12 protein-coding genes are annotated in these 13,712 nt (G+C 39.0%); 8 read left to right on the top strand and 4 right to left on the bottom strand.

What is annotated here, in order from left to right:
- Positions 1-12 precede the first annotated feature (12 nt).
- From WH188_RS15805 to WH188_RS15785, 5 genes are all read left to right on the top strand, one after another.
- A complete protein-coding gene (locus WH188_RS15805; RefSeq protein WP_132768554.1) occupies positions 13-840 on the top strand; it encodes a helix-turn-helix transcriptional regulator in 828 nt (275 codons plus the stop codon).
- Between the two features lie 85 nt (positions 841-925).
- A complete protein-coding gene (locus WH188_RS15800; RefSeq protein ID WP_132768552.1) occupies positions 926-1,873 on the top strand; it encodes a nitrilase family protein in 948 nt (315 codons plus the stop codon).
- A 220-nt stretch (positions 1,874-2,093) separates the two neighbouring features.
- Positions 2,094-3,398: a DUF2931 family protein gene (locus WH188_RS15795; protein ID WP_132768550.1), complete on the top strand. Its 1,305-nt coding sequence runs from the start codon at positions 2,094-2,096 to the stop codon at positions 3,396-3,398.
- Between the two features lie 38 nt (positions 3,399-3,436).
- The gene (locus WH188_RS15790; RefSeq protein WP_206368303.1) at positions 3,437-4,723 is read left to right on the top strand and encodes a DMP19 family protein; all 1,287 of its coding nucleotides are present in this window, start codon (positions 3,437-3,439) and stop codon (positions 4,721-4,723) included.
- Between the two features lie 56 nt (positions 4,724-4,779).
- Positions 4,780-5,370 carry a hypothetical protein gene (locus WH188_RS15785; RefSeq protein WP_132768548.1) on the top strand — a complete coding sequence of 197 codons (591 nt, stop codon included), beginning with the start codon at positions 4,780-4,782 and terminating at the stop codon, positions 5,368-5,370.
- A 175-nt stretch (positions 5,371-5,545) separates the two neighbouring features.
- Here WH188_RS15785 and WH188_RS15780 read toward each other — a convergent pair whose 3' ends face one another.
- Complete coding sequence (locus WH188_RS15780; RefSeq protein WP_132768978.1) at positions 5,546-7,348, bottom strand: alpha-1,3-galactosidase-related protein; 1,803 nt, start codon at positions 7,346-7,348, stop codon at positions 5,546-5,548.
- 563 nt (positions 7,349-7,911) lie between these two features.
- Between WH188_RS15780 and WH188_RS15775 the strand changes: the two genes are divergently transcribed.
- Positions 7,912-8,664 carry a hypothetical protein gene (locus tag WH188_RS15775; RefSeq protein ID WP_132768546.1) on the top strand — a complete coding sequence of 251 codons (753 nt, stop codon included), beginning with the start codon at positions 7,912-7,914 and terminating at the stop codon, positions 8,662-8,664.
- A gap of 322 nt (positions 8,665-8,986) precedes the next feature.
- Positions 8,987-9,763, top strand: a complete 777-nt coding sequence (locus WH188_RS15770) for a hypothetical protein (protein ID WP_132768544.1) — start codon at positions 8,987-8,989, stop codon at positions 9,761-9,763.
- A gap of 174 nt (positions 9,764-9,937) precedes the next feature.
- Here WH188_RS15770 and WH188_RS15765 read toward each other — a convergent pair whose 3' ends face one another.
- Both WH188_RS15765 and WH188_RS15760 read right to left on the bottom strand, forming a co-directional pair.
- Complete coding sequence (locus tag WH188_RS15765; RefSeq protein WP_132768542.1) at positions 9,938-10,939, bottom strand: aldo/keto reductase; 1,002 nt, start codon at positions 10,937-10,939, stop codon at positions 9,938-9,940.
- Between the two features lie 90 nt (positions 10,940-11,029).
- A complete protein-coding gene (locus WH188_RS15760) occupies positions 11,030-11,926 on the bottom strand; it encodes a helix-turn-helix domain-containing protein (protein WP_132768540.1) in 897 nt (298 codons plus the stop codon).
- A 152-nt stretch (positions 11,927-12,078) separates the two neighbouring features.
- Here WH188_RS15760 and WH188_RS15755 point away from each other — a divergent pair, with 152 nt between their 5' ends.
- Entirely contained in the window at positions 12,079-12,465 is a 387-nt protein-coding gene (locus tag WH188_RS15755) for a VOC family protein (RefSeq protein WP_132768538.1), read from the top strand.
- A gap of 106 nt (positions 12,466-12,571) precedes the next feature.
- On the opposite strand, the gene WH188_RS15750 is transcribed toward WH188_RS15755, so the two are convergent.
- Positions 12,572-13,690 carry an MBL fold metallo-hydrolase gene (locus WH188_RS15750; protein ID WP_339424316.1) on the bottom strand — a complete coding sequence of 373 codons (1,119 nt, stop codon included), beginning with the start codon at positions 13,688-13,690 and terminating at the stop codon, positions 12,572-12,574.
- Positions 13,691-13,712 lie beyond the last annotated feature (22 nt).

Genomic DNA, 13,712 nt, shown 5'->3' with positions numbered 1-13,712 from the left:
TGGTTTACCTTTGTGAAATTATCTATTGAGATTATGCAGCTTTATCCGTCATTGATGCTTTCCGCTATTGTAAAACACTACCTCATCATCAAGCATGATCATGATGGGTATGCCGATTACCGCTTGTTTTCGGATGGCAATCCGGGTTTGGTCTTTCACTTTAAAGATCCTTTCTTACAGGTGAATGCTTGTGAATCAGGAAGTAAACAGCCGCATAGTTTTCTTTATGGACAGATGACACATTTTAATGATATCAAGTCGGTCGGAAAATTGGATATGTTGATTGTGGTTCTCCATCCACATGGTCTGCATGCGCTGACGAACTTATCGGCTTATGAATTGAACAATACCATTACACCTTTGCGTACTGTTTTTGGTCAGGAGGGAAGTGATATGGAGGAGCAGGTATTGAGTTCTAAAAGCCCTTCTGAAGCGATAAAAGCGATCGAAAAGCTGTTGATATGCCGCGTGAATCGGTTTCAAAAGGAAGATGGTCTTATGCATGGGGCTTTAGATTTGATTTATCAAGCGAACGGAATGATTGCTGTTGCTGACCTGATCCAAAAACTGCCGGTAACGGAACGGCAATTGGAGCGGAAGTTTAAGGAACAGGTCGGAATCGCTCCTAAGAAATTTATAGATGTTATCAAGTTCCAGCATTTTCTCAAATCATTGCAAAAATCTTCTTCAGATATTAACCTTTCTCAGGTTGTGTATGCCTGTGGCTATTATGATCAGGCGCATCTGAATAATTGTTTCAAGCGTCAGGCAGGGGTTACCCCGATGCAATATCGCCATCATGATCATCTTCTTGCGATCAACCTGATGCAGGTGCTGTAAAACGATATTGTCGGTTTTTTCCAATTTATTGCGTGTTTGTCCCGCTAATTTTGAATCATTAATGGTTTTAAAAAATTAGAAATCAATGGAAAACTTAAAAATTGCCAGTGTACAGTTTGAAAATCGAAGTGGAGATAAGGTTTATAATCTTGACCTGATCAAAAAGCTTACTGCTGAAGCGGCAGAACAGGGAGCTGATGTGGTTGCTTTTCATGAATGTTCGATTACCGGTTATACCTTTGCCCGCAACCTTTCCTGTGAGGAAATGCTGGAGCTCGCGGAGCTGATCCCTGATGGTCCATCAGTAAACGCATTAACAGCAATCGCTAAAGAATATAAAATGACCATCTTGGCCGGCCTTTTTGAAAAAGATATTGCCGGTAATCTTTTTAAAGCGTATATCTGTGTTGATGAAACAGGTCTGATCGCGAAACACCGAAAACTGCATCCGTTTATCAATCCGCATCTTTCTCCGGGAACAGCTTATACCGTTTTTGAGATCAAGGGCTGGAAATGTGGGGTCTTAATCTGTTATGATAATAATATTATTGAAAATGTTCGAGCGACGACTTTACTTGGTGCGCAGGTGATCTTTATGCCGCATGTAACCATGTGTACACCTTCAACACGTCCGGGTGCTGGATTTGTAGATGCCAAATTATGGGAAAATAAACAAGAAAATGCTACGTTACTTCGGGAAGAGTTTGACGGGCTGAAAGGCCGCAGCTGGCTGATGAAATGGTTACCTGCACGTGCCTATGACAATGCCATATATGCTGTTTTTTCAAATCCTATCGGTATGGATGACGATCAGTTGAAGAATGGCTGTGCGATGATTATCGATCCTTATGGTGATATTATGGCGGAATGCCGTTCATTGGATAATGAAATCTGCGTAGCGGAACTAACTGCCGATAAGTTGGTGAAAGCGGGCGGATACCGATATATCAAGGCAAGGAAGCCTACACTGTACCGAGATATTTTAGGAAAAGAACATGTGAGTGAGCAAAAGGTGGTGTGGCTGGATAAGTAGCTGGCCTATTCGCAATTAAGAAATTGTCCGTGACACCTATTTTTAAGACTGGCTGATTAAGGGACGGTATCCAGGATGTTTAAAACATGCCTGGGTACCGTTTTTTGCGATTTTGAAATCAAGAGGAGTTGTGTATATTTGAGTACTGGCTATTGCCGCTAATACCAATTTATATTTAAGACTTTAATCTTTCAATACCGCTCATCAAGATAAGAACAGCATGACTTTAATACACCTCCATAAAATCCTGCTAATAGCCGGTGCGCTTACGGGCTTTGGTTTTTTGTTTTATCTCTTTCTTGGAGATGGTGTTGCATTTGAAACGCATGGTATATGGGCTAGTTTTGCCAACCTGTTAGGGGTTGTGATTCTACTGTCTCAGTTTATACTCCACTTTATTGTGCTACTGATCATTTGTGGTACCGGTACAAAGGGCCAAGAATTGACCGTCAAGCAAATGTGGATCATCGGTATCTACTGTTTGATTGCCGTGATTGCGAATATCGTACTTATTCTTAAGCATACGACGGTTTCCCGGTCTGAAATGACGGTTGAGCGGAAATGGCGCAATTCTGAAAAATACGAATGGGAACCGGCAATATCCAATCCTGAAGGCTATCCGGTTCGTGTGGTGGAAGGTCGTTTTTTTATTGAATCGTGGAGCAGAAATAATGCTTTTCCGGATATTGACAATAAATTTTACGATAGTCGCTGGGGGATAGGTACGTCTACTTTTATGAGTTCGGATCAGGGTGCTCTGGTGATGCCGGACAGCTTAAGTCTTTCCTGGTATTCTGTTGTGGAAGATTGTTATTATAAACTTAATGTGGCCCTGGATAAAGAAAAAATAAGTGCCCTGTTTAAGAAGGGGTTTGAAGCGAAGAATCACAATGGCGTATTCCATCGGACTTATGATGAAATTATTGTCGGATTGGCACCGGGAGGAGATGCGGCGTTATGGGTTGGCGGAAATTGGGGAAATGCTGTCGAAGTGAGTTTTTATCAGGCACAAAAAATAGATAGTACGGAGATTGAACTTGGTCAACGTCAGATGATTCAGGAGGAATTGGGAAGACTTCGTGCATCAAAAGAGTGGGTTGAGCAGACACATACAGCGGCTAATCCGCAGGCATACGATAAATGGCGTAAAAAATATCGCACACCCTATGCGTGGCGTCTTCAGTTTGTGAAGGATGCTGATTTGGTTAATCCGGAGGTGGAAGTTGAATTTTTTAATGGTGAGCAGGTGACCATCATCGACAGTCTATTGCCCGAACAGGATTTTCCAAGGCATGCTTTACCTTCTTCTTTGTTTTTAACTTCGACTGGACCTGATGGTAAAACAAAGCGTGATTATGTTGCTTTAGATGAGGAAAATACGTTTAGTGTGTTTGAGAAGCTTAAGATGAGTAAACAGAAAATAACAGTAGTTGTTACCTGTAAAATAAATAAGCAAGGTGAAATAGAAAAGATAACAGCTAAAAATAATTTGGAAGAGCTTCCGTTAAAATTAAAAGCGGACTAAAATTTGATCGTATTAACGGTAATGATTAAAACTAAAAAATGGACGATAAATTAATTGAACAGCTCAATCTATGGCATGAGAAAAGTAAGCACCGTCAAATTATTGAGACGCTTGAACAACTGCCGGCATCGGAATTAACCTATACGTTGAAAAACATGCTGGGACGGGCGTATAATAATATTTCGGATTACGGAAAAGCGCTTGATATTTTACTGTCGGAAAGTACGGCAGGAGCGGAAGATCCCTTGTGGAATTTTAGGGTGGGCTATGCTTACTACTATGGTAAGGAATATGAAAAGGCATTGCCTTATTTTCAAAAAAGTGCCGCGTTAGGGGATAGCACGGCTAAGAATTTTGAGGAATGGTGTGTTCAGGAGCTGAAAAATAAAATGGAGCAACCTCCTACGAATGATGGTGCTGATCTGGATAAAAAATGGTTTGATTTTACCTCACAATTTGTTGATAAGCTCAGCAATAATGAGAACGATTGGAACGCCCTGTCGGAGCACGAACAGGAATTGGCAGCACTTTGGAAACTTGAAATGGATATGTATAATGGCGGTTTTCTGCAGTTTTTCTGTAATTGGGGAACGGCTTGTTATGGCCATGCGGTAAGGGCATTGATGCGCTTAAAAGCAACGGAGTCATTAGCTATTATACAAAAGCAATATGAAATTATTGAACATCTGGAGGATAATCAAGAAATAGAGAAGTTGTGGGATATTCCGAATTATCTAACGGATGCTGAACAGCATGAAATTTCTGAGGTCCTGGATCTACAGTACTGGGATAATAAAGATCAGATTATTGAAAAGACATTTACAGTTTACGCGGATTTAATGGATAATAATGAAGGAAATACGGAACGTAAATCGACTTTAAATCAGATTGCCTGGTCTTTTTCATCGGAAGCGTACACAGATGCAGCACTATTTAATGAGGAGGTAATGCAATACCAAAAAGATATTTTCGGGTCGGCCGAGCGATGGAATCCGAATGAGATCGTGCTTGACGCCTCAGCGGTGCAGATTCAATATGAAGCCTGGATCATGAAACCATCTGACTTGCTGGAGAATGAACGTCTGATTTCGGAGGATGAGGATATTTTTGATGGGGAGGCCGATGATGAAGGATATCAGGTCGAGATTGTAGCTCAGTTTAAAGCCGATAATGATAAGAATTTTACCGCTTTGGAATTTTTGATGAAAGCACATAATCAACAGGCAAATAAGGAACTTGGCGACCATGTATTTTTCGAGGGTATTGCCGAAGAACCTACAGAAGTGGATGGTGTGCCGACGTATTATATTGCTTGTGGCAGCTAAGTAATCCGATAATTTTCTATATCATAATCGTTATTAGAAATTAAAATCATGAAGCTATGGTGAGAAATATAAACTGGTTGGGACTGTTTGTTTTGTTATCTGGTATAATATTGACGGTGTGGAGTTGCCAGAATAAAGCTGCAGATACGGCACACAATAGGACTGAGGATCAGGACAGCACTTTCGTTATACGTGATTCCCTGGTTATGCAGGCAGATAAAAGAACGGTATTGCCTGATACCATCGTGATTTCTAAAAAACATGATCCCAATGTTGTTGTCTGTGATATGGATGGCGACAGTCGTTTGGATACTGTGCATATCGTTCAAAATACGATAAATCATAAATATGGTCTTAAAGTGTCTTTCGGCAACAAAAAAACTACTTATCTAGGAATGGGACAGGATATTTTAGGTCAGGGATTTGATGATATTGACTGGGTCGGTATTTTTGAAAAAGCGCCGAGAGGAGAGGTCTATTATAATAATGTGAGTGATGAAGGTGAAATTATGACAGAAGATGAGGTCGATGAAAAGGATAAAATTAAATTACCGCATGATGGTGTTTTTATCCATCAGGCAGAAGCCTGTGGTGGTGGGATCATTTACATGAATAACGGTAAATTTGAGTGGATTCAACAGGAGTAGCTTTTGACCAATGTCATGTACATAGATGGAAAATGAATTATTTTTGATGCTCGATCAGTTGAATCTGCAGTTCTCATAATGATCCCTGTGACTGAATCCGTTCGGGATAGGGTAAGAAATAAAAAGGCCAATCTCCTGTATTGAGATTGGCCTTTTTACTTTTTATAAGCTGCGATTAATTAGCAGGATAAACGAAAGGTTTACCATCAATCGTATTATTTTTGATATTGGCATTGATAACGCGCTCAAACAAAATTTCCTTTTTGTTCCAGTGAAATGCCGGATACTCCTTATTTGTCTTAATCGTATTGTTATTGAAAGTAATGCCATCTACAGATTTCGCATATAGAATTGGCTTATCAAAAGTTTCAAAATAGTTGTTTTCGATCTTGATACCGCTATGGAAGTATTTCTGCTGGTTTTTCAAGTCAGGAATCTCAGGATAGATGGAGATCACCGCATTGGTAAACTGGAACATGTTGGTCAAAGCATTGATAAACTTATTGTTTTTGATCGTGATATCACGGCATGTACCTGTTTCGTACCAGCCGTTGCTATCGCCACATAAAAGAATGGCTGTTCCTGAGGTATGATCAAATAGATTATTTTCCACTACGGTCTTTTGAGGAGTACTGAACAGTGCACCCCGTGCTCTGTTGTTTCGTACAGTATTGCCTTTAAACTCTACTTTTGGTGTCCACGTCAGGTTTTCAATACCGATGTCCAATTTGGTTGGATCGATGTAATCATCTAAGGGTTTTGTGAATACAATTTTGAAATCCTGGATCGGATCGCTATCTTTTTTACGGATTACTTCGATGGATTGAATACTGTTTTTATTGTCCCAGAGCTCCATTGTTTTGGATTGGATAAACTGTACTGAATCGGTCGCATAGCCCCAGTCAAAACCATAGGACTGTTCGTGCATGTATTTTGCAAGTACGGTTTTATTGTCCAGTTTTTGTGTGATTTTGAGATAAGTACCATGAATATTGATTGCATCGTCCATCATGTTTTCATATCGTCCATTATTGGATATGATCACACCTTTACAGCCTGAGAAATGGGTTGCATCTGCCTGTGCTGTAAAATAACGGGGATCGTTTTTCCCTCTTAATGAGACATTGAATTTTTCTAAATAAATGTTTTCAGTCAGCTGTGCCAACAGACCCATTCCTTCGGAATAGTGAACCGATATATTTTCTAATCTGGTGTCTTTACCTTTGTGCACGAAAATACCGGGATTAGGTCTATGCCAGCTTCTCATGGCAACGACTGTTCCGGGTATTAATTTTGAATTCTTCCACTTGAAGGCTTTGATGATTCCTTTTGATATTTCTGCTACATGTGCTGTGCCCACTGCGATATCACTGGTATTGTACACGATATGCTTTGTTTTTTCTTCAAAAGCGATACCGGAGGTGGGTTTCATTTCCCAACCTTCACCGGTATTGTAGAAGGTGCTGTCTTTGATGGTATAAGTGACCCAGGGAGCAGTCTGGTACGTGATTGTACCTGCTTGGGTATCGTTTTCTAAGATTTTAACCTGACAGATCTGGGGTTGCTCGAAGTCGATATGCAGATTTTTAAGGCTGAGGTTTTGATTTTCAACCAATGCAAGGGGTAACATACGTCCATGAAAGATCAGGTCTGAGCCTTGTCCGTCTATGGTGATGTTGCTGAGGTTTTCTAAGGTAATACCAACGGTCTTAGGATTGTCCTGATCATGGTTGGAGATGTAATAGGTTCTTTTTTGTGCTCCTTCTTCATGAAAATCGTAACGTCCTTTTTTGAATTTGATTACTATAGGATTACCTTTTCCAGCCTCAGTAACTATTTTCTGAATCGCTTGATTGAGGGTTGCACTGCTGTTTTTCCCCGTATTGGGGTTGATGCCATACTTTGTTAAGTCGTAGACTTTGGGCGTAGAATTTGCCTGTGCCTGAAAGCTGATGAAAGCGATCATAACGACCGACATGTTTTTTCTGAACCAATTTGTCATTTTAATAAATTAGTAAGTTCGGTTTTTAAAAGATTTAAGGTTTTATATTGGGGGCTTTATGTCCGATATATTATGTACAAACATAGTTTAATAGATCAGGATTTCAAAGCGGATATTGGTTTAAAAATGCATTTACGGCCATTGTAATCAGATTAATACGTGTTCTCAAACAAATGCAGCTGATCGACAGACCTGTTTTTATTTCTGTTTTTTTTAAGTAAAACGGTCATGCAAACGTTTGTCATTGCCGATATTTTTTATTCCTTCATCAGGAGCATATGTTTATTTCCTTACTGATTTTGATGATCGGAGAATTTCATTTTTAATAAAATTACCGCCAAATCTATTATTCTGATTTTTACAACTCTGGTTATTGAGATAAGAAGATAAGCATGAATTAATAGCGTGATAGTAGTTGACGTTTGTTTTTAGTTATCGAGTTTAGTATTCATGATTTTGATGGCTTTTGAAATAATGTTTAAATATCTCGATGGTAGGAAAAATAATGTTGTATATTTGGGGTCAAAATAATTATTGGAATGAACAGATACTATAAACTTTTGCCTCTGGCAATTATTTTATTAGCGAGCGCTTGTCAAAAAACAGAAACATTAGAAGAAAATAAAGTCGAGGTTGATTTGTATTCGAAATCTGATAGTGTGTCATTCTATGTCAATGGAAAACACTATACCACAGAAGTAGATAGTGACATTGAAAAGTATGGATATAGGAATGGAGGTGCCAACTTGAGGTTAAGTGATACGAAAGGCAAATGGACATACGGTAGTGCAGGAAAAGATCTATACTGGGTAGGTGCACCCGATTCTATACAATATTCAACAAGTTATACGAATTATTTTCCAGGAGGTTCTATTGAATTTAATTATGTAAAAAACTATAAGGAAATAGAATTGGTGGAAGATAGTAATACGCTAGTGCCACGAAAAGATAAAATATTCTATAAAGTAGGTAAATATGACTATGCTATGGATTTTAAACGTAGGAATTGGGATGAGGGGGTTGCTATTGAATTATCCTTAAAAGATTTAGGAGGACTAACGTCTTTTAGTACACTAGCTAATCGTTTTGAAACACAACTGAATGCCACTAGTCAAAATGACTCCAAGTTTGAAATACTCAAAGTGGAAGAAATAAAAGGAACTAAGCTCGTTATAATCGAAGGTAAATTTGAAGTAAATTTATTTGATGATCAAGAGCAAAAGGTGGTTCGTGTGACTGATGGTTATTTTAGAAGTAAGGTGTACAGATCTGGTAATAGATCCACTTATTAAGTTTACTGCTTTGGCAAAAGTATTTTGACAAAGCAGTAATCAATAACCACATTTTCTTAAGGCATATTCTTAACAAACATATCATTAGGGGCGATGACAGATCTATTAAAATCTTATCAAAAGATCTTTACACTTTTTGTATCCCTTATCGAAGAGGCGGACAGTTGGGTAAATGAATGAGTTTTTTTTTATTAAAGCCTATGTTTTAAGTTTTTGTTAGGAAATATTTTATATATGTAAGGTACAGACTGTCGTATGATTAGTGTGTAAAATTATACTTTTTGAGGAAAAAAATGTTATCTTTTAGTTTTTAAAATTAAATATGAATAAATATTATATTCTTTTGCCGATTATGGCGCTTTTGTTGACTAGCTCATGTGAAAAAACGGAAGCAGTAGTAACTCCTGAAATCATAGAAGAGGCAAAGCCAGCTATGCTTTTAGATAGTATTTCATTTGTTCTCAATGGAAAACAGTATGGGTTTACTTCTGATGATTATATTGCTTCCGGAAGTGGACATGGTAATCAGGGCGTTAATTTGAGATTGAGTGATACAGCTGCGAATTGGTATCATTCTGCTCCAGATCATCGGTACTGGATCGGTGCACCAGATTCAGTGCAATATTATTCTGTCTCTAATTATAGTTTTGGCGATCGAGATATTACTGCTCGCTTTTATTTTATAAAAAATAATAAAATATCAGAAATGTTGGAATCAGGCGGTATGTATTATCCTCGAAAATCTGCCTTATTTTATCAGGAAAGAGATTACAATTATGCTGTAGATTTTGGACGCAGAGGTAAACAGGAGGGGGTAGCCCTTAAGATGGGAGTAAAAGGAGTTGGTTTTGGCTCAACGTTTAGCAGTAAAACCATGAACCAAGAATCAAAGCTTACAGCAGAAAGTCAGCTTGATTCGAAATTTAAGATCCTAAAAGTGGAAGAAATCAAAGACACAAATTTTGTATGGGTTGAAGGAACTTTTGATGCTAATTTATTTAACGATAATGAGGAGAAGACCTTTCGCGTTACGGGTGGATATTTTAGAATAAGGGCTCTCAAATATGGAAACGGGTTTACTTACGGATTTACATTTTAATAGTTTTTAAAATTAGATAAGTAATTTCAAACAATAAAAAAAAAGCAACTTTTAAAGTTGCTTTTTTTTATTGTTTAACGATCCTTTATTCTTAATAAAGCGGTCTGTGCAAACCTCTAAGTGCGCCTTTGCACTGAAAAGCAATACATTTGGGTTTCTTCCGATTCCCTATGATTATTGATTCACAAGTTTCATGGATCCTTCGTTATAACGTTCTCCCAAGATGGGGTATCGTTGGATCAGGTTATTAATTTCCGTTAAATTTTCGGGTGTTAGCTGAACATCAATTGCACCTACATTTTCTTCCAGGTACTTTCTTTTTTTAGTTCCGGGAATCGGGATAATGTCTTCGCCCTGTGCTAAGACCCATGCTAAAGCAAGTTGTGCGGGTGTACAATTTATATTTTTGGCTAATGCCGCAAATCCGGTCACCAGTTTATTGTTATTGACGATGTTTTCCTCTTGATAGCGTGGTAAAGATTTTCGAAAATCATCGGCTGCAAGGGTATCCATCTGGAGCGTATTGGTTACTAAACCACGAGCCAGAGGTGAATAGGGCACAAGTGAAATCCCAAGTTCACGTGTTGTCTGCAAAATCTCGCTTTCTACATCTCTGGTTAGCAGGGAGTATTCGCTTTGGAGTGCAGAAATGGGATGTACTGCATGTGCTTTTCTTAATGATGCCGGCGAAGCTTCACTCAGTCCAAGGTATCGTATTTTTCCTTCTTTAACGAGATCGGCCATTGCACCGACAGTTTCTTCAATAGGGATATTGGCATCGACACGATGTGCATAATACAGATCGATGGTATCAATTTTAAGTCGCTTGAGACTTTGCTCAACGGCAATTTTCATCCATGCGGGCGAAGCGTCAAAATAAGTTCCGGCGGCATTGCTTGGTCCTGCAATCCCATCTTTAAAGCGAAATCCAAATTTAGTAGCAATAAAGATCTTTTCCCGATTGGGGACTAAAATTTTAGCGATCAGTTCTTCATTTGCTCCATTTGCGTACATGTCGGCGGTATCCCAGAAATTGATGCCCAGGTCAAGGGATTTTTCTAATGTGGCTAAGCTCTCTTTATCGTCCGTAGGTCCATAAGCAAAGCTCATACCCATGCAACCCAATCCTAATGCGGATAGCTGTTCGTCTGTTGTTCCGAGTTTTCTGTATTTCATGATGTTCTCATTTTGTTTATACAAATGTAGCGCACGGTCTCAAAAACTGACTTATAACGATCAAACAGATTGTTATAATAATCAAACAATCTACCGCAGCTGTGTGGGTGCCATGCCGGTGTGTTTTTTAAAGTATAGTGTAAAGTAAGAGGGGTATTCGAAACCTAAACTGTAGGCGATATCGGAAATATTCCAATCGGTATGCTGCAGTAAAGCTTTTGCTTCTTTGATGATGCGTGCGGCGATATGTGCTGTAGTGGTTTTACCCGTTATTTCTTTGACCGACCGGTTAAGATGATTGATGTGCAGGGATAGTGCAGTGGCATAATCTGCTGGGTTCTTCAATTTGAGTACGAGTGCTGGAGAATCTATCGGAAATTGTCTTTCCAGTAGTTCGAGAAATAAGGCTGATATTCTAGAAGTAGCATTCACATACTTATGAAAGTTGGTCGTCGGATTGTTTTTCATTGCCTCATGAATGATCAAGTGCAGATAACTGCGCAATACATCGTATTTATGAGCGTATGTGGAAGACATCTCGGCCTGCATTTTCTGGAAAATAAAGGACAACTCCGCTAATTGGGCTTCGTTTGGGAAGAAAATGGGATTAGATCCGATCTGAAATAAGGGCGTGTCGTGCAACTGACTTGTGCGTTCACTATGTTGAATGAAATCTTCTGTGAAGAGGCAGTACCAACCGGACTGTTGTTCGGATTCAGCTTCCCAAGAATAGGGGACAATGGGGTTCGAAAAAAGCAGTGCTGGACCATCAATCTGGATCCATTTATCGGCATAATAAATCTTTCCTTTACCAATGATCAGGGAAACTTTATAAAAATCACGTCTACTATAGGGGCTTACAACTGCGCAGGTCTCTCGACTGAAAACATTGATATGACCGATGCCTGCATTGTCCAATGGCACATGAGTGGGTGCATGACTTGGCAAGCGGCTGTAAAAATCATTGACACTTTCTGCTTGTTTCATGGTGTAAATATATAAAATTCAAACAAATTAAGTGTCATCCTTTTGTGCGGAAATGAAAGGTTTAAGGAGGTGATGTGATTTACTTGTCCTATGAGAAGTAGAATAGAATTTGATTTGCTTAATTTTATAATAGATATAAAAGATAGTAGCGTATGAATCCAAAAAAGATATGGTCTAATTTGGCAGTGACCGATTTAGACCGGACAACAAAATTTTATACTGCGTTGGGTTTTCAACCGAATGGGCGATCAGCAGATCTGACAAGTTTTCTGTTTGGTGAAGATCATTTTGTAATCCATTTTTTCTTAAAGCATATCCTTCGCGAGGCGATGTTAGGGGCTATGGCAGATACATCCAAATCTAATGAAATCATTTTTACGCTTGCCGCATCAAGTACAGAAGAGGCGGATCGTTGGGCTACTGAGGTGGAAGATGCTGGTGGAACATTGATTTCTAAGCCTGCAGCTTTTGGAAAGGGATATTATGGTTTTGTATTTGCGGACCCCGATGGCCATCGGTTTAATGTTTTTCATATGTAAAGGAACATGAATTTCGATAGCATTTATTTGAAATTATGATTGTTGTATCGGACTATAAATAATTTATTTTCTTTACAGTCCGATGCTACTTATTATTTTTAGTGCGTTATTTTCGGCCTACCCACCATTGCTTGAATTGCTGTTGATCGTCTTTTAGCAATACCTCTTCTCCGATCATAGGTGTTATCAATGGAATATGCGCTTCTTTATTTAATTCGGTAATCTGAATTAATGGCGTATCCCAAGAGTGATTGGCGATATCAAACTTGGAGTTATGCACCGGAAATAGACGCTTCGTTTTCAGATCCTTTGCTGCTTTTAATACTTCCTCAGGGAGATGGTGGATATAACGCCAAGTGCTGTCAAATTGCCCATTATCTAGAATAGCTAGATCAATAGGACCAAATTTTTCACCAATAGCCGCATAGTGGGTGTCATAGCCACTGTCTCCGCCGATAAAGATTTTCATCGTTGGCGTCTGTACTACATAGGACATCCAAAGTGTCTTGCTGCTTTGAAGAGACCGACCTGAAAAATGTCTTGCAGGAGTTGTGTATACGGTAAATCCACTGTCGAGTGAAATGCTGTCATGCCAATCTTTTTCAATTATATCTTGAGGATTGTAACCCCAGTATTCCAAATGTGAACCCACACCAAGTCCGCAGATTACTTTCTTGGTTTTTGTTTTTAATTTGATAATGGTTTCATAATCCAGGTGATCATAATGATCGTGGGTAATGAATAAATAGTCAATCTCCGGTAGGTCTTCTACTGTATAAATGTCTGTTCCTTTAAATGATTTATTGGTTCCGGGAACAGGAGAGACACTTCCGCTGAATACGGGATCGACCAACATGCGTTTTCCGTCTATTTGCATAAAATAAGAGGAGTGACCGAACCAGACCAATACGTCTTCCTTGCGGGACAAGTTCTGCAGATCTGTTTTTATGGTCGGTATATTTTCCAATGGACTCTTCCGGTCTATTTTTTTGAAAAAGTAATCATAGAGTACGCTCGCATAGCTTGCATCTTCAACGATTTGAGGGGTATGGCTAAAGTTGACAAATTTACCGTCTTTGTAATTGGGTGATTTCTTAATTAATTCAAGCCGAGCGCCACTTGGTACTTGACCAAATTTGGGCTGTTGCATGTACAGGACGATAATCGCAACGAATACGATGATAAGGATGAGGGTGATGAGCATAGTTTTATAAAATATTTTCATGTAGGGGGTGCTGAATGGTTAG

This window comes from Sphingobacterium sp. MYb388 (assembly GCF_037479535.1).
Classification (GTDB): Bacteria; Bacteroidota; Bacteroidia; order Sphingobacteriales; family Sphingobacteriaceae; genus Sphingobacterium; species Sphingobacterium anhuiense.
The sequence above is the reverse complement of the archived record's forward strand: the minus strand, read 5'-3'. Positions and strand labels throughout refer to the sequence as shown.

Bases quoted from the DNA above. Each gene is read 5' to 3' on its own strand.
- WH188_RS15765 (WP_132768542.1), bottom strand. From the start codon at position 10,939: ATGAAATACAGAAAACTCGGAACAACAGACGAACAGCTATCCGCATTA.
- WH188_RS15795 (WP_132768550.1), top strand. From the start codon at position 2,094: ATGACTTTAATACACCTCCATAAAATCCTGCTAATAGCCGGTGCGCTT.
- WH188_RS15770 (WP_132768544.1), top strand. From the start codon at position 8,987: ATGAATAAATATTATATTCTTTTGCCGATTATGGCGCTTTTGTTGACT.
- WH188_RS15760 (WP_132768540.1), bottom strand. From the start codon at position 11,926: ATGAAACAAGCAGAAAGTGTCAATGATTTTTACAGCCGCTTGCCAAGT.
- WH188_RS15755 (WP_132768538.1), top strand. From the start codon at position 12,079: ATGAATCCAAAAAAGATATGGTCTAATTTGGCAGTGACCGATTTAGAC.
- WH188_RS15750 (WP_339424316.1), bottom strand. From the start codon at position 13,690: ATGAAAATATTTTATAAAACTATGCTCATCACCCTCATCCTTATCATC.
- WH188_RS15780 (WP_132768978.1), bottom strand. From the start codon at position 7,348: ATGTCGGTCGTTATGATCGCTTTCATCAGCTTTCAGGCACAGGCAAAT.
- WH188_RS15785 (WP_132768548.1), top strand. From the start codon at position 4,780: ATGGTGAGAAATATAAACTGGTTGGGACTGTTTGTTTTGTTATCTGGT.
- WH188_RS15800 (WP_132768552.1), top strand. From the start codon at position 926: ATGGAAAACTTAAAAATTGCCAGTGTACAGTTTGAAAATCGAAGTGGA.
- WH188_RS15790 (WP_206368303.1), top strand. From the start codon at position 3,437: ATGGACGATAAATTAATTGAACAGCTCAATCTATGGCATGAGAAAAGT.
- WH188_RS15775 (WP_132768546.1), top strand. From the start codon at position 7,912: ATGAACAGATACTATAAACTTTTGCCTCTGGCAATTATTTTATTAGCG.